General features: G+C 40.1%; 13 protein-coding genes. 4 read left to right on the top strand and 9 right to left on the bottom strand.

What is annotated here, in order from left to right; genetic code table 11:
* Positions 1–128 precede the first annotated feature (128 nt).
* Positions 129–491: a molecular chaperone DnaJ gene (locus I6F10_RS19165; RefSeq protein WP_331461835.1), complete on the bottom strand. Its 363-nt coding sequence runs from the start codon at positions 489–491 to the stop codon at positions 129–131.
* A 364-nt stretch (positions 492–855) separates the two neighbouring features.
* Here I6F10_RS19165 and I6F10_RS19160 point away from each other — a divergent pair, with 364 nt between their 5' ends.
* Positions 856–1,788 carry a ChaN family lipoprotein gene (locus tag I6F10_RS19160; RefSeq protein ID WP_165743969.1) on the top strand — a complete coding sequence of 311 codons (933 nt, stop codon included), beginning with the start codon at positions 856–858 and terminating at the stop codon, positions 1,786–1,788.
* Positions 1,789–1,827: 39 nt separating this feature from the next.
* Here I6F10_RS19160 and azu read toward each other — a convergent pair whose 3' ends face one another.
* The 5 genes from azu to I6F10_RS19135 are packed head-to-tail and all read right to left on the bottom strand — an operon-like array spanning position 1,828 to position 5,648.
* Positions 1,828–2,268 carry an azurin gene (gene azu, locus I6F10_RS19155; RefSeq protein ID WP_165743970.1) on the bottom strand — a complete coding sequence of 147 codons (441 nt, stop codon included), beginning with the start codon at positions 2,266–2,268 and terminating at the stop codon, positions 1,828–1,830.
* Entirely contained in the window at positions 2,265–3,008 is a 744-nt protein-coding gene (locus I6F10_RS19150; RefSeq protein WP_165743971.1) for a HugZ family pyridoxamine 5'-phosphate oxidase, read from the bottom strand. Before I6F10_RS19150 ends, azu begins: the two co-directional genes overlap by 4 nt.
* Entirely contained in the window at positions 3,005–3,793 is a 789-nt protein-coding gene (locus I6F10_RS19145) for a heme ABC transporter ATP-binding protein (RefSeq protein WP_165743972.1), read from the bottom strand. Before I6F10_RS19145 ends, I6F10_RS19150 begins: the two co-directional genes overlap by 4 nt.
* Positions 3,790–4,842: a FecCD family ABC transporter permease gene (locus tag I6F10_RS19140; protein WP_165743973.1), complete on the bottom strand. Its 1,053-nt coding sequence runs from the start codon at positions 4,840–4,842 to the stop codon at positions 3,790–3,792. Before I6F10_RS19140 ends, I6F10_RS19145 begins: the two co-directional genes overlap by 4 nt.
* Positions 4,839–5,648 (bottom strand): heme/hemin ABC transporter substrate-binding protein, encoded by an 810-nt coding sequence (locus I6F10_RS19135; protein WP_165743974.1) that lies wholly within the window; start codon positions 5,646–5,648, stop codon positions 4,839–4,841. Before I6F10_RS19135 ends, I6F10_RS19140 begins: the two co-directional genes overlap by 4 nt.
* 139 nt (positions 5,649–5,787) lie before the next feature.
* Here I6F10_RS19135 and I6F10_RS19130 point away from each other — a divergent pair, with 139 nt between their 5' ends.
* Positions 5,788–7,869 (top strand): TonB-dependent hemoglobin/transferrin/lactoferrin family receptor, encoded by a 2,082-nt coding sequence (locus I6F10_RS19130; protein ID WP_197099264.1) that lies wholly within the window; start codon positions 5,788–5,790, stop codon positions 7,867–7,869.
* A gap of 261 nt (positions 7,870–8,130) precedes the next feature.
* Here the strand turns inward: I6F10_RS19130 and I6F10_RS19125 are convergent, their stop codons facing one another.
* Entirely contained in the window at positions 8,131–8,802 is a 672-nt protein-coding gene (locus I6F10_RS19125) for a hypothetical protein (RefSeq protein WP_165743976.1), read from the bottom strand.
* A 108-nt stretch (positions 8,803–8,910) separates the two neighbouring features.
* Here I6F10_RS19125 and I6F10_RS19120 point away from each other — a divergent pair, with 108 nt between their 5' ends.
* Complete coding sequence (locus I6F10_RS19120) at positions 8,911–9,684, top strand: LysR family transcriptional regulator (RefSeq protein WP_231620011.1); 774 nt, start codon at positions 8,911–8,913, stop codon at positions 9,682–9,684.
* Between the two features lie 364 nt (positions 9,685–10,048).
* Here I6F10_RS19120 and I6F10_RS19115 read toward each other — a convergent pair whose 3' ends face one another.
* A complete protein-coding gene (locus tag I6F10_RS19115) occupies positions 10,049–14,071 on the bottom strand; it encodes a rhombosortase-dependent M36 family metallopeptidase (protein ID WP_165743977.1) in 4,023 nt (1,340 codons plus the stop codon).
* 149 nt (positions 14,072–14,220) lie between these two features.
* On the opposite strand from I6F10_RS19115, the gene I6F10_RS19110 reads away from it, so the two are divergent.
* The gene (locus I6F10_RS19110) at positions 14,221–14,745 is read left to right on the top strand and encodes a hypothetical protein (protein WP_165743978.1); all 525 of its coding nucleotides are present in this window, start codon (positions 14,221–14,223) and stop codon (positions 14,743–14,745) included.
* Here I6F10_RS19110 and I6F10_RS19105 read toward each other — a convergent pair.
* Positions 14,742–15,665 carry a GGDEF domain-containing protein gene (locus tag I6F10_RS19105; RefSeq protein ID WP_442960927.1) on the bottom strand — a complete coding sequence of 308 codons (924 nt, stop codon included), beginning with the start codon at positions 15,663–15,665 and terminating at the stop codon, positions 14,742–14,744. The two genes, I6F10_RS19110 and I6F10_RS19105, sit on opposite strands and share 4 nt — an antisense overlap.
* Positions 15,666–15,764: the final 99 nt, after the last annotated feature.

Raw genomic sequence — 15,764 nt, 5'->3', positions numbered from 1 at the left:
TTTAGTGTCATTGAAAGATATTTGGATCAATATTCATTACGGGAGATGAACCGCCCATTGCGGACCCGCATGATGGGTGGTGTGGGGGCTGGAGGTTAGAGACCTCCGGCTACCCGATTATGTAACACTTATCCAGAACCTTTCATGATGTTCTTATTTAGCTGCTCAAACTCTTTCATTAACTTGTCACAATCTGCCTTTTTAGCTTGGCAGAGTGCTGACATTTGAATGTAAATTGCTTGGTTTTTCTCAAGGACTTTACGTTTTATCGCTGCTGGGTGAGCTGTGTGAGTCTCGGGAGTAAACGACCATAAAACCAAGTTAGACTCTTCTTTATCTTCGATAATAGTCCAGCCTCCTTGGAGGCTTAAATTTGTACCATCTTTATTTTTCAATGCTTGAAGAGCTAAATATCCAATAGAACTATTTTCATTTGCAGATGATGGGAAGGCTAATAGTGCGCCCATGAATGCTATAGGTATAATTTTCACTAAACTCTCCGTGTTACATAACAGCTTTATCAGAGGACACTTTCCCTATTTTAGCGTGAAAACGTCCTTATTTTGTGAGCTTACATTAATAGCAAATAGTGTAAGTGATTGCCAGTTATAAATATTATGCTTTCTGTAACTCATATAAACTTGTAAAAATGAGGAAAGTATCCTCTTATTCTAACTAAGCTAACGCCCCCTGAATGACGATAGAACGCTCATAACTGCCTATCAATTGCACTCTACAACCCGCTATTTAATCTTCATTGCTTATTTATTTTGTACTGTTTTTGGCTGGCTTAAAGCGCATTATAAATATATGATATTGATAATTATTTGTATTAACGGGTTTTGAAAGATGAGTATGAAAAAGTCTATGTTAACTCTGGCGTTAGTTACGGGTTTGAGTGGTTGCAGCACAACAACTGTGCCGCCTGATAAAAGCTCAACGCTTTATTACACTGCGCTTTATAATGCACAAGCAAAGCCTGTTAGCTCTGTATTATTAGAGCCCACGCTATTAAATGCCGATGTGGTTTTAGTAGGTGAATGGCATACGCACCCGGGTGTGCATTTATTTCAGGCTGAGTTATTTGAGCAATTAAGCAAAAGTAATAAACGCACTGCCCTTTCGCTTGAACAATTTAGCCGCGCCGATCAGCTTACTTTAAACCAGTATGTTAAAGGTGAAATTGGTGAGCAATACTTAATTGATAACACCCAAGCGTGGCCTAACTACAAAAGTGATTACCGTGCGTTGGTAGAGCTGGCAAAAACGAACAATAGCGATGTAATAGCTGCCAATGCGCCTAAAAATATTGTTACCTGTATTGGCAGGCAAGGCATAAGTTATTTAAATAAACTTGATGATAAACAGCGCCGCTACATTGCAGCCACTATTGATACGTCCCCCAGTGATTATAAACAACGCTTTATGGCATCAATGCACCATGGTACGCCAAGTCAAAACGAAAACTATTATGCAGCGCAAGTTACGTGGGATGAAACCATGGGGGAGTCTATTGTTAACTATTTAAATGCACATAAAGATGCGCAGGTAATGCATATAGCGGGCGATTTTCATGTAAAAAATGGCGAAGGTATAGCGCGTGTTATTAAGCGTTTAGCGCCAGAGTTAAATGTTGTTTGGATATCGCCGGTAACAAGTGTGCAAGCAAATCAAGATGGGTACCAATTGCAGGCTAACCCTTTGCCACCTCGTTATGTTCAAAAAGCGCATCAACAAGCGGCTTTTAAAGCGTTAGCTAAACGAGGCAAAAAAACACAGTGCCAATAATAGGTTGGCACTGTGTTTGATTAATACACCCTTTGCTATTTATTTAAGTGTAAATGTGCCTTTCATCATGGCGTAGTGGCCAGGGAAAGAGCAAAAATAAGTGTAATCTGTTTTGGCGGTTAAGCCGCTGGTATCAAAAGTCACTTGCGCTGATTTACCACCGCCAATAATGTCGGTAGCGGCAAGTACGCGGCTATCGTCAGGCTTTAAGTACTGGTTGCTAAGCCCTGCTGCGTTGCCATCGGTGATAATACCTTGCATGTTTTGCTCAGTAGATAGCACCCAGTTATGACCCATTACATTGGCAGGTAATTTACCTACATGATTAAGCTTTACGGTTACTTTTTTACAGCTTTTAGGAGCGCTTAGTGTTTTAGTTGAAAACTGCATCATATCGTTTGCATCTATATTTAGTGTGCATTCGTCTGCATATGCAGCATTGGCACTAAATAGTAGTGCAAGGCTTATTAACTTTTTCATACTGTTTCCTCTGTATTAGCTAAGTTGTTGCGTGCTTGATTGGTTAGCTCAACCAGCGCTTTACGTACCTCTAACGGGCTGTTGCACTGGGTTTTAAAGTTAATAAAGTAGTTACGCTTTTGGCTTTGTATATAAAAGCCAGTGGGTAATAAGCCGCTCATTATTGGGGTGTTATCAGCAACGCTGTAGTGCTGCATTAATATGAGCGACATAGCATCTTGGTGATCTTCATTCATATGGTTAATCATGCTTTGCTGTTGGCTTTCGTCCCAGTTTTTTGCCTCATCCTGCCATTCGTTTTGTTCAAGCCAAAATATTTTGCCAAAGCCGCCAATGTAACGCACACGTACTACGTCTAATTGCCATAACTGAAAGTCGTGCGCATTGCGATAGCTAGCGGCTTCGGGGTATAGGGCAATATAGTTATCAAGTAAAGTGTGTACTTGCTCACTTGGCACAATAGAGCCATCGCCTACGAGCGTTACGCGGCCGTGCTCGTTTTGATCGCCACTGTCGGTGGCGTCAAATATGGTAAGGCTCATACGTGAGTCGTGCTTTAGATTTTTAGTGTGCTGGGCTATATCGCTAATAAAAAAGTAAACACGCCCTTGTTCGTCGCACATATAGGGGGTTACTGAGCCAAACGGGTAACCGCGTAAATTATTAGAAATGGTCGACATGACACCAGCATTGGTTTTGTAAACCAATGTGCGTGCATCGTTTAACGCTTGTTCTCTCATAAAAACTCCTGACGTTGAGAAAAAACCATGGGTGCATCGTTATAAGGATGAGGGTTTACGTGCAGTTTCATGGCGTACATTTGTTGTAAGTTTTGTTCAGTTAGTACGGTGTTTATAGGCCCACTTTGCAGCACTTTTTTGTTGTGCAGTAAAATAGCATCGGTTGCATAAAGGCTGGCCAAGTTTAGATCGTGTATTGCAATAATGGCGCTGTTACCCTGCTCTACAAATGCTTTAACGCAGCTGAGCAAAGCATGTTGATGGCGCATATCAAGTGCTGATGTAGGCTCGTCGAGCAGCATTAGTTTTGGCTCGGCCGATTGTGTAAAAGCGTTTAGCTGCGCTAAAGTACGCGCCATATGCACGCGTTGTTGCTCCCCGCCCGAAAGCGCACTTACGCGGCGATTTAAATACTGGTTTAAATCCATAATAGCGGCGTATTTATTTACTTTTTCGCTTTGCATTTTTAATGACTCTACATACGGGTAGCGGCCCATTGCAATAAGCTCAAATACAGTAAAATCAAACCCTACGTGGTTTGCTTGCATCATCACTGCGCGCTGTGTGGCTAGGCGTTTTTTAGCGTGATAGGCCAGCGGCTTAGCATTAAAAAGTACACTGCCTGTAAATGACTGCATACCTGCTAAGGTATGCAGTAAAGTAGATTTACCCGCGCCATTTTCACCAAGTAATGCAACAAGTTGGCCTTGTTTAGCACTGCCATTAATGGTGTTTAAAACGGTATGGTTGCCAAAGCCAACGCTTAGGTTGTTAAACGTGATCATGACCAACCTCGCTTATTTTTAACGATTAAATAAATAAACAGTGGCGCACCTAAAAGCGCAGTAATAATGCCAATGGGTAGCTCTGCTGGCATGATCACAATGCGTGCTAGCCAGTCAGAAAGTAGCAATACCACTACGCCAATTAACATACAAAGCGGCAGCATATTACGTAAATGCGGCCCCACCATTAAGCGGGCAATATGCGGGACTACTAAACCAACAAACCCTATTAAACCGGTAAGCGCTACAACCGCACCTACCCCTAATGCAACAAGTATAATTACATATAGTTTGAGCTTGTTGGTGTCTACTCCTAGGTACTGAGCTTGTGACTCGCCAATAAGAAGTAAGTTCATGGGATTTTTTAATCGCCACAGGCCAATAAGGCTAATAAAAAGTAAAGGTGCTGCTTGAATAATTGTGCTCCAGCTTGCCCCGCCTAATGAGCCCATGGTCCAGTAATTTATTAATCGTAATGCACTGTCATCGGCAAAAAAGCTTAGTAGCCCAATAACCGCAAATGCTAATGCGTTAATAGCAACCCCGACTAATATAAGTGTGGTGATATTAATTTGCCCTTGCTGCTTGGCAATAAAATATACCAGCGAGGTAACACCAAGCGCCCCTAAAAACGAGGCATAAGGTAAATACAACTGCGCGTTAAAATTAAACTGCGCGCTAAGTGCTATAAACGCCACTGCAACCATAGCCGCACCCGCACTAATGCCAATAATAGATGGGTCGGCCAATGGGTTGCGGCACAGCGCTTGCGTTGACGCGCCTGTTTGGGCAAGCACCAACCCTACAAGCACTGCAAGGACAAAGCGTGGCAAACGTATTTGCATTACGACATTTATTTGCAGCGCATCAAACTGATTAAAGCGCTCGGGCGCAAGCCAAGCAATGGCTAAACGCCAATCCCACCCTGCTGGCCCATACCCTATGCTAAGTAGCGCCAAAGCAAAAATACACACAGAGGCTAATAGCATCCATTTATGGGTTTGGCTAAGTGTTACAGGCTTAAAACGGCTCAATGTTAGGGTGTTCATAAGTGGGCTTTGTACTCGTTAAGCTCATTAATTGCTGTGGCAATACGTGGCGACATGCCAAGCGAAAGTAGGCTATCCATTACAAGTAAGTTACAGGTTTGCGCCGCTTTTAATAAGAGTAGTGTAGGTTGCTCACAAAAAGCCTGCTTACCGCCAAGGCTGTGTACAACATGGGCTGGGGCTACTAAAAAGTCGGGCTGATTTATAGCAAGTACTTCGGTGTTAATTGCTTTAAAGCCTGAATGCGTAGCGCCTATATTAGTAATGCCTGCATAGCTAAATAATAAATTAGGGACGGTTTCTTGTCCTGCGGCAACAAGCCCGCGCTCATTAGCTGAGAGTAAAAATAGCGCGCTGTGTGTTTGCGCTTTTGCTTTTTCAGGTAATGATTTTGTAATGTGCGTAATAAGTGTTTGTGCTTTTTGCTTAGCGTTTAAATCGTCACCTAAGCGTTTTATTAGCTCAAGTAGCTCGTTAACTGAGGTCGGCTTTTTATAATGAATTAGCTTAACCCCTGTTGCCTCAATTTGCTTAAGTGCTTGGCTTCGCCCTGCGCCTTCAAGCGCTAACAAGGTGGTTGGACGCATTGAAAGTACGCCTTCTGCCGCTAAATCGCGATAATAGCCCACTTGCGGTAATTGCGTGGCTTGGTGCGGGTACATGCTCGATTGATCAACCGCTACAAGGGTATTTTGTTTGCCTAGCGCATAAATTATTTCAGTAAGGGTGCCGCCAGCGCTAATAACGCGCTCTTGTGCAAGTGCAGATTGGGCCATTAAAGCAAACAATATAAATAAGTATTTCATTACACACTCCGGTTTTATTTTTTGGCTATTATAATCAGTTAAATCTAAATGAAAATGATTATCGTAATTAATTGATCTTATTTTGACTTAGTTGTAACATCTCCGCCATAAATAATAACTATTATCATTTGGAGTTAAAATGAATCCCTCTGCGTTTAGATTTACTGCTATAGCAACCTTACTACTCGGCTCGGGCACTGCCATTGCCGAAAACATAATTGACGATCATATTGTTATAAGTGGCTCGCGCTTTGAGCAAAAGCTTAAAGATGTAACAGGCTCAGTCACTGTTATTACCGAGCAAGACATAGAGCGTCAGCTAGCTGTAGATTTACAAACCATGTTTAAATACGATTCAAGCATTGCAACCACAGGCAGTGGCGCAGGCGCGCAAACACTTACAGTACGTGGTGTTGGTGGTAACCGGGTTGTATTTATAAAAGATGGCCGACGCACCAACGATGGTTATGCAGGTGGAGGGGGCTATTTAGTTGGCCGTAATTATTTTGACGTAGCAGGTGTAAAACAAGTAGAAGTAGCCAAAGGTGCTGCATCGTCATTATATGGCTCTGATGCACTTGGTGGCATTGTGGTTATAACCACTAAAGATCCTAGTGATTATTTAAAAAATAACAGCAGCTTTGTAAAAATGGCGCTTGGGTATCAAGGTCAAAGTAATCAAGTTGCCGCCGATATTACTGCGGCAAAAGACTTAGGCGACTTTGCAGTAAGCGCCGTGTATAGCCACCGCGATAGCGAAGAAGTACAAAACTATGACGAAAACTTACCCGGTTATGATGCTAAGTCGGATGCTTTATTAGTTAAATTTGAGCAACAGCTTGATGAAAAACGCACACTTAAATACACCCTTGATTACTTTAATCAAACAACTGAGCAAGTTATTACTCCTGCCGTTCAAGAAACAGAAGAAGATGACACGAGTTGGTCGCTGGCGCTCGATTACCATTCAGAAGTAGCAACCGCTGCGTTTGATAAATGGTACGGGCAAGTGTCTTATAGTAGTTACGAGCAACAAAGCGATCAAATTAGTGGCGCAAGCACCTACACCGATTATAACGACTATCGTTTTGAGCAAAATATTTTAGGTTTAAAAGCGGTATTTAATAAAGGGTTTAACGCAGAGAGTGCCGATCATGAAGTGGTATACGGAGTTGATATAGACTTATACGACACCACCCGCCCACGTTTTAAAACCCGTATTTTAGCCGATGGCACCGTTGATTTTACAGACCAAAAACAAAAAGCATTCCCGGGGGCTGATACTTCTTTAATTGGCGCTTATGTACAAGACAGTATTTCGTTTAATAACAGCGCGTGGTCGGTTATTGCAGGTATTCGATATGATTACTACACCCTAGAGGCTAAAAATGATGAGCTATACGCCGATGCGCAGCTTGGTGATATTACCGAATCTGCTTTTTCGCCTAAGCTAGGTGCTATATACCAAGTGGATGATAACTTGTCGTTGTACGGGCAATACGTACGAGGCTTTAAAATACCACCACACGACCAAGCCTATCAAAGCCACGGCGTTGAACCGTTTTATCAAATATTACCAAACGCCGATTTAGACCCTGAAAGCAGTGATTCGTTTGAGCTTGGGCTAAGATACGCCAGCAGCGATATTAGCGTAAATTTAAGTGCTTTTTATGCAGCATACGATGACTTTATAGAAACAGCCGTAGTAGGTGTTGAGCCAACGTACATTCCTGGCGTAAACAAAACGCTGTATCAGTACCAAAATATTAGCGAAACACAAATAAGCGGTGTTGAAGCAGGAATTGCCATGTATGTAGCTGAAAATATACTACTAGAGGCAAACGTGGCTTACGTTGATGGTGAAAATAAAGAAACCGATCAGCCACTTACAAGCATTAGCCCGTTAAAAGGCTCAGTATTGTTAAGTACAGAACAGGGTAATATTAACTGGACCGCCGCGTTGCGTTTTGCTAAATCGCAATCGGATGTAGTACTTGATACAAGCGGTAATAAAACTACGCAAGGGCATGGCTACGGCGTTGTTGATTTATACGCAAACTACGAATGGCAAGCATGGCAGCTAAATGTAGGTGTACTTAACTTGCTCGATAAAGAATATGTACCTTTTGAGTTGATTGCAGGTCAATCACAAGGTGCTGATTTTAGCCAATACACCCAACCTGGGCGTAACTTTTCAGCCAAAATAAGCTATCAGTTTTAATTAGCTCCTAGAAAATTAAATAGCAACAAACGTTGCATGAAGCTGCAGCGTTTGTTGAGTTTATTTTTAAGATGACACCCAACCTAATTTTTTATTTATTGATTCCTAGATTCTAATTGGAAGTGCACCACCTAATTCATTATGGCTAAAGTACAAAATTAACGGTGGGTGTCATCTCAAAATTTCATCTTAAAATTTACTAAAAACAAAGTAACACTTTATAAGCCAGCGATTTAAAGCCAAAATCACTGGTTTTATAAATTAATTAACTGCAAAGTCTTTTGTTTCTAAATAGCTTGGTACGGTTTTAAAACATGCCTCTAGTTTGCTTTTAAGCGCAGTGCTTATCGAAGCATCACACTTCAATTTCCCGTTATATTTACTCATAGTAAGCGGTACTAAGCTTAACGAGTCATAGCTTGGCTTGCTTTGTATTTTATGAATTACTAAACCTTGCTGCTCTGTTAGCTTTATTAATGTAAACACATTTTTTTGTGCTTGATTAGTCGTTATTTTTTCAACATATAGCGGGTTTTTAAAGGTTAGCTTTGTAGTAAAAAGTGCGTTGCCACCGCGTTCAAAATGGCCGTTAAATACAGTTACATTTAAGGTGGGTGTCTTTTTATTTATTAATAAATTTAGGTCAAATTTAGTTGGTAAAATAGTGATCTGTTCTTGCTCGTCTGCTGCTTTATTTAAAATATTTTTGATTGTTTTTAAGTGGGTGTCACCCGTAGTTACTTCATACACTATTTGGTGGTTGTGTGGAGAGGCGTATAAAGGCATGTGGCTGGCAAGTACTTTATCGCCGGCTAAAATAAGCGCCATACCATGGAAGCCATTATAGCTGTGGGTTTTGTGTGAATTGTGTTGAGGTGTATTTGCGTGCGCTGCACTAGATAATAAAATAAAAAATAGCAGTATGTGTTTCATGTTAGTGCTCAAAAAATATATATAGCGCCACTATAAGCTGATTTTTATATACAAATAATCGATAATAAGTGATTAGTTGTTTCCTTTTAGTTAATACGGTTTGGCGCTATGCATTTAGATGACATTGAAAAAGTAATTAATATGGCGGGTTCGCAAAATCTGCATACAACCGCTAAGCACTTTAATATTACCCCTGGTGCGCTGTCTAAAACGCTAAAAAAGGTTGAGGCAAACTTAGCCACGGAGCTGTTTAACCGTGTAGGTAAAACCTTAGTACTCAATGATAAAGGCAAAGAGTTTGTTAAGCACAGTAGCGATTTAGTTCATAATTACCAGCAGCTTACTAGCCGTTTTAAAAGCGATAATCATAAATTTAATGCGGTTATTGCAGGCCCTGCCATTTTACTTAAAAGTGGTTTAAAAAAGCTGCTTATACCCCTTAGTAACCTGCCTTGCTCGGTGCGTATTAATAATGTATTTGAAGGTGAAGCCATAAGCCAAGTTGCATCAGGCTCGGCGCATATTGCGTTAGTAACTCGCGAGGCATTAAACAACAGCTCACATACTAATTTAGTGGCGGTTGACGTATTTAATACTGAGTTTAGTGTAGTTGCGGCCGCTGGGCATCAGCTAGTAAAAGCTGGCTCTTTAACGCTCAATAAAAACCAATTACTACAGTTGTCTTTTGCATGCCCGTTGTTTTCACCACTGTGCGGCCTTGAACAAGGTATTGGCTCCGACGGCTGGCAAGATGAAATAGCCCCGCGCAATATTGTATTTAGATGTAGCGATTACAGTGCATTAATGGAGGTGGTACAAAGTGGCTTGGTGTTGGCATATTTACCAAATTTCGTGATTGATGATTTAGGGCTTAAAAAATAAACTGTAAAGGGGGTTAACAGTCACTACAGCGAAGAGGTAGTAATGATTTACAAACCATCAAAAGCTGATGGCTGGCTTAATAAACTCATGCACTCTTTATAGAGAATTTATCAATTTAAGTTCAATGCAAAGTATTACTTAGCTAAGCAGTGGTTAGCTAATATCAGCAACAATGCACTGATTACGGCCATGTTCTTTTGCATGGTAAAGTGCTTTGTCAGCACATTTGTAAACTTGGTCTATGTCGTTACTGTACTCAGGACTAAAAACATCAAACTAAGTGTATAAAAAAGGCCAGATGCAAACGCTACTGGCCTTTCATTAAAACCGTCATGTGCTTAGAGTTGACGGATGTTATTTAAACTTATTTACTAACGTTTTTGCGACGTCTATTAAACCATACTAATGGAGTAAGTAATAAAGCTATAAAGCCAAAACTACCACCACCGCTAGATTTTGATTCTGTTACAGGCACAGTTGCTACCGCTTCATTTTTTACCATTACAGTACTTTGTTGAGTCACAGTTGTTACACCATCACTTACGGCAACTTCAAAAACAAGCTCTTCATCTGCAGTAATAGCTGCAGGTGTGAAGCTCAAAGTTGCTGTATCGGTACCGGTGAGCGTAGCAGCACTACCGCTAACCTGAGTCCAAGCATAAGTCAGTGTTTGACCATTGCGATCTGACGCTGTTGCTGTAATTGTTCCTGTAGCCGATTCAGTAATTTCCGCTGATGCACTTTCGATTAAAACAAGTGGAGCTGCGTTATCACATGCTAGTGAATCACCCGCTACAAGCTCAGAAAATACAGGAGATAAAACGTTAGACATAGTTAGGTTATCAATCCACCAACCTAAATCACTTACTGCGCCATCTGATGAAATTCTAAAGCGTACTTTTACTAAGTTGCCGTTTAGAGCATCACCAAAATTGATAGTTTCATAATTACCATACGCGCCACTATCTTGTACGTTATTACCTGTGTATGTTTCACGTTCTTGAAGCTCTTGAGAATCGTTTTCGATTAGAACAGCGTCATAGCCAACATCAAATGTGCCGCCAATTTCAGTAGCATCAACCCAGTCACCGCCATTAACACTAACTTCTACAACACCACCATCCCAGTTTTGCTCAATACTATAGAAATGCCAAAACGAGATTTCAAAGTCGCCTGAGTAACCAACTTCGAATGGCTTACTCTCTATTGCTACATCTGATTGGAAGCCATTATTTACAAGGCGCATTGCCTGCGTGCCTAGCTCAAACCCACCTTGTTCAAAGAAGGCAATATTACCACTATTATCCATAACCTGAGTGCCAACAGCTAAATCACCGCCAAACATTACGTTTTCTTTTAAATCTAATAGTGATGAACTTGCTACTTCCATATCATCTGAAACTACAGCTCCAACAGGCATTTCTGATTTAAAGCCCATATTTACTTCAAACGTGAGTGTTTGATCAAGTGCTTCAACGATATCATCGTCCGTTTCAATTTCAGGGAATGTGACTTCAATTTCTAGTGTTTCAGCTGTACCCGCTTCGTTCAAAGTAACTTTAATATCGTTACTAGTTATTGCTTCGTACGGTTGAACTTCACCAAAAGTAAGTAAACCATCATTTTCAAATGTTACATCATGATCGCTTATAACAGTTAGTTGTGCTGTTGTACCACTAAGTACTTCACTACCACGGTTAGTAATTGTTACGCTAACCGTACTCGTTTCGCCTTTATCTAAAATATTGTCGTTAGTACAAAAACCAAGCTCTGTACCATTGTACATGTTGTTTAAGTCAGCACTTGCAAATGCATAGCTAGAAAGCTGTGTTTTATCCGATTCAACTACACCAGTAAGGTCTTCACTGAAACGATCTGGCGATACTGCGCCAAGACCCATACCACGTTTAGCAAATGCACCCACCATTAGTTTGTAATCAGCAGGGTCTACTGCATAGGCAGCAGCTAAAATAGCATCACGTGCTTCAGTGTAGGTTGGTGCTATAGGTGTTAATTTGTAACCTGCAACTAAGTAATCTGCCATTCGAGTTTGTGCTTCATTAAAGCCATGCTCGTTAATAAGCGCTACATAGTTTTCCCATAATACAGTTGCCCAAATTTCGCCGGCAGCATGAGGAGAAGCCACGCTTGTTGGTGATATACCAATATCAGCACCAGCATTTTCAGTAATATGGCGGAACGACAATGCATTTACATCTGTATCAGTTGAATAAGGAAGACGACGAATACCGAAGTAGAAGTCTTCTACAAATGTGCCGCTACCATATGCTTTTTGGAACTTATCGTTACCTGTAATATTTATATCGCTTTCTTTAGCGATAAACATTAATGAGTGGAAATCGCCCCAGCCTTCGCCCATTGCGCGGCCTTGGAAGTTAATAAGGCCTGATGAATTACCGACTAAGCGGTTACTAATGTAGTGACCCCATTCATGAGCAATAATACCATTATCAAACGTACCATCTTTTAATGTTGCTTTGGTAAACATGTCTACAGTAACAACTTCACCAGCATCAATTAGGTCATACATTGCATGACCATCAGCGTAATTTAAACCCATATTTGGAATGGTTACAGTATCGTCTTCACCGCCCATTGGTGCCGGTTCTGCCGCATCTGGGTCATTATTAACAACGATAGTTGCTATTGCACCTGCATCTTGTGCATTTTTTACTTTAATCGTAAAAGCACATGAGCCACGATCTACAATTGCAATTTTCCCTGCTAGTTCAGCAGCATTTATAGCAGGCTCACAACCATCATTAATACTTGTTGAATCTACTGTATTTCCATCATCTAAACGAACAACTTCTGCAGCCACATCACTGAACTGGTATTTACCAAAGCCAGATTCTTTTGTTGAAGCTAAAAGGCCTAAAGAGTCATGTGAAGTTACTGTAATACCAAAATCTACACCAACAGTGGCATCTTTACTGTTGTACAAGTACATTTGCATACGTGGGCTAGCACCATCAGCTGGTGTAGACATATTTGCATTATTACGACCTGAGTTATCTTGAGCCTGTGCTTCAATCGGGTCGCCTTCTATGCCGCCACGACCAAAGTTAGATACTTGAGCTACATTTGATGTTTCATCAAAACCATGATCATAGAAAAAATCATGTAAAAAGTTATTCATATAAAACAAGTTAACAATAGCTGCTTTACGGTTTGCGTAGCTATTTGCAACTTCATCTACTTGATAAGGGTAGTCAAATGTGAAGTCTGCAGTTGTTTCAGCGGTAAAGTCACCTTCACTAAAGTCTTGAGGTGCAATCACATCGGCGTATGCGAATACGTTATTACCCGAAGTTGTCGTTGCATCATCAGCTAACCATGGGTCCATTGTGCTTAGTTTGCTGTAGTAAGATAGAGATACCATTGGCGCGTCTAAAATCTCAGTCTCGTCTACTTGTCCTGGGCCATCAGCAGGAATTACGTCACCGTGCGGGCTTTCCATTGGGTAGCCATCTTGGTTAGCGTAAACACGGTAATTAAAGTCAGCTGCATGAGATTTCAAATCTTTCGCAAAATATACTTTGCTGTTATTCGAATCTACTACGTAACTAAAGTAGTCACTTTCTAAAGAGCCAACTTCTGCTACTTCTACTTCAATGTAGTAAGCAGATTTAAGCTCGCCTGCCACTTCAAAAAACACTTCTTTTGCACGTGGTGTACCTAAAACAATCTTAGAGTCATCTAATGATTTAGCCTCATATTTTGCATAGCCACCTTCATTACCAATTTTACGAAGTGAGACATCAATATTAGCTAATTCACTAAATGCTTTTTTTATACTTTGCTCTGAGCTTACAAAACCCGTTAATGCAGCAAGTTTATTTTTAGATGACGACGTATCAGCAAAATAACCCGAGCTTGCTACTAAGTTGTACTCTTTATCCATTAACAAGTTGTATTCGCGGTTAAAAACTTCAACACCGTTTACTTGTTGCTTGTATTTTGCACTAATAGAGCCACGTTTTTGCTCTGATAAATCAACCATAACAGCAGAAGATGCTGTTGCTTTACGATTACTAATACCTGTTAAAGTTTCAATATAAAAGTCAGCAGCATATTGGTTACGGTTATCAGCAGCGATTAAAGCCATGTCAGGCTTACGCTGACCTATTGCTTGCCATAAAAACGTTGCTTTACCCATTTGTGCATCGTAAATTGATTTTTGACCCGAGACAGTGGCGCGTTCGGCTAAGGTTTTCTGCTGAACAGCAGCTAAAGAAGTACCCTGAGTAACTGCATTTGTTGCACTTACATCATAAAATCGAGTTTGTTCAGCGGCCGTTAGCTCACCTGCTGCTAATGTAGATGCTACAACCATGGCAATAGTTGTTAATTTAAATTGAGACATGTATCCACCTATTTGTATTTATTATGTTTAAACACTTAATGTTTTTAAATTGATTGTTTTATGTAAACTCCTGGTTAAGTTGTTAATATACAGACTTGAATAAGGCTGAATAGCTTTAAATTTAAAGAAAAGTAAACAAAGGTAAACGAATGCAAAAAATAATTTTTACAAGTGCAGTGCCAATAATCGCAGCTTTATTACTATCTGCATGTAATAACAGTGAAAAAACAGAGGTTAACAACTCTCAGGCACAACCTAAAACAGCAGAAATTATTATAAAAGAACCATCTAAGAACCAGAAAAGTGACACTATTTTCCCTAAAAAAGAAAGTAGTCAAGATGTTATTAAAAATGCATCTAAAAGCATAAATTCATCGGGTGATAAACTTATCTTTAACTCTGAGCAGTTATTTAAAGGCGACGTTATTTATAATCAGAACTTAAAACAAAAAGGTGTAGTAACAGGTACTCTTACCATTACATTAAATACCGATTCTGTGCCTGATGAGTTAAAAAATAATTATGAATTAATCAAGTCAACAGCTCACAATTACACATTACTTGTTGAAAAGGATGTTGATATTGCAGGATTGTCTAGTGCTCTAAACAGCTATAAATCAGTGACCAATGTAGAAATTGCAATTAACTATTCACCTATCGAAACACACTTTTAATCAGCAACAATGCACTGATTACGGCCATGTTCTTTTGCATGGTAAAGTGCTTTGTCAGCACATTTGTAAACTTGGTCTATGTCGTTACTGTGCTCAGGCCAAGTTGCAATCCCAATTGAAATTGTTATAAAGCCGATAGTTTCCATATTTGTAGACTCAACAGTTTTACGTAGTCGCTCTGCTATTTTGAGCGCACTTTGGCTGTTTTTATTAGGCAAGACAAGTACAAATTCTTCACCACCTATACGTGCTACGATATCGTCTTTTCGAGATAATTTTTTGATAATATCAGTAAGCGATTTAAGAGCTTCATCTCCTTTATCATGGCCAAAGGTATCGTTAACTCGCTTAAAGAAATCGATGTCTATCTCTAAAATAGCAAATGGAGTTTGCTTAAACATCAATTGGTTTAATAAACCGTTTAAACTCCTACGGTTATGAGTATCAGTTAGGGGATCTGTTTGCGCATCATGACGAAGCTGACCTATCTGCATTTGCAAAGTATTAACTCCATTGAGCATTGCAATTTTTAGTCTGTGGCTTTCAAAGTACCAAGATTTAACACTTTTTAGCTCTTCAATACTTGTTGGATCGTCAAGTGTATTTGCTTTGTCTGCTAGTTGTTCTAAAGGCCTGGAAATAAAGTGAGCAAAAAAACCTATTAAAAGAAACGTAATAACAGCCATCGGTAATGTACGTTTTATTACTTCAGTTATGAGTAAATCAAGTGACGAAAGCGTTGCTCTTACAGGGCGCTGAGCGACAATTACCCATTTTGCTTTAGGCACGGAGGAAAAGCCTGCTAGCATTTCTATCTCTTGGCTATTTTTAACAATAGAAGTACCGCTTTGGCCTGTAATCATATTATTAGTGATGGAATTATTTGTGACGACTGTCCCTATAAGCTGTCTCTTATACACAAATCCCTGCTAAGAAATTAGCGGGGATTTTTTTGAACTAAATCTCAATGTCATGATCAGATCTTCAAATCTTGTTTGAGGGCACATTATGATTAACGA

Origin of the sequence: Pseudoalteromonas sp. SWYJZ98 (genome assembly GCF_015864495.1) — a bacterium.
In the GTDB taxonomy this organism is placed as follows: Bacteria; Pseudomonadota; Gammaproteobacteria; order Enterobacterales; family Alteromonadaceae; genus Pseudoalteromonas; species Pseudoalteromonas distincta.
This window is presented reverse-complemented; position numbering and strand designations above follow the sequence as displayed.

Coding starts and splice junctions, on each gene's coding strand:
- I6F10_RS19160 (WP_165743969.1), top strand. CDS start 856: ATGAAAAAGTCTATGTTAACTCTGGCGTTAGTTACGGGTTTGAGTGGT.
- I6F10_RS19145 (WP_165743972.1), bottom strand. CDS start 3,793: ATGATCACGTTTAACAACCTAAGCGTTGGCTTTGGCAACCATACCGTT.
- azu (WP_165743970.1), bottom strand. CDS start 2,268: ATGAAAAAGTTAATAAGCCTTGCACTACTATTTAGTGCCAATGCTGCA.
- I6F10_RS19125 (WP_165743976.1), bottom strand. CDS start 8,802: ATGAAACACATACTGCTATTTTTTATTTTATTATCTAGTGCAGCGCAC.
- I6F10_RS19110 (WP_165743978.1), top strand. CDS start 14,221: ATGCAAAAAATAATTTTTACAAGTGCAGTGCCAATAATCGCAGCTTTA.
- I6F10_RS19120 (WP_231620011.1), top strand. CDS start 8,911: ATGCATTTAGATGACATTGAAAAAGTAATTAATATGGCGGGTTCGCAA.
- I6F10_RS19135 (WP_165743974.1), bottom strand. CDS start 5,648: ATGAAATACTTATTTATATTGTTTGCTTTAATGGCCCAATCTGCACTT.
- I6F10_RS19150 (WP_165743971.1), bottom strand. CDS start 3,008: ATGAGAGAACAAGCGTTAAACGATGCACGCACATTGGTTTACAAAACC.
- I6F10_RS19140 (WP_165743973.1), bottom strand. CDS start 4,842: ATGAACACCCTAACATTGAGCCGTTTTAAGCCTGTAACACTTAGCCAA.
- I6F10_RS19115 (WP_165743977.1), bottom strand. CDS start 14,071: ATGTCTCAATTTAAATTAACAACTATTGCCATGGTTGTAGCATCTACA.
- I6F10_RS19130 (WP_197099264.1), top strand. CDS start 5,788: ATGAATCCCTCTGCGTTTAGATTTACTGCTATAGCAACCTTACTACTC.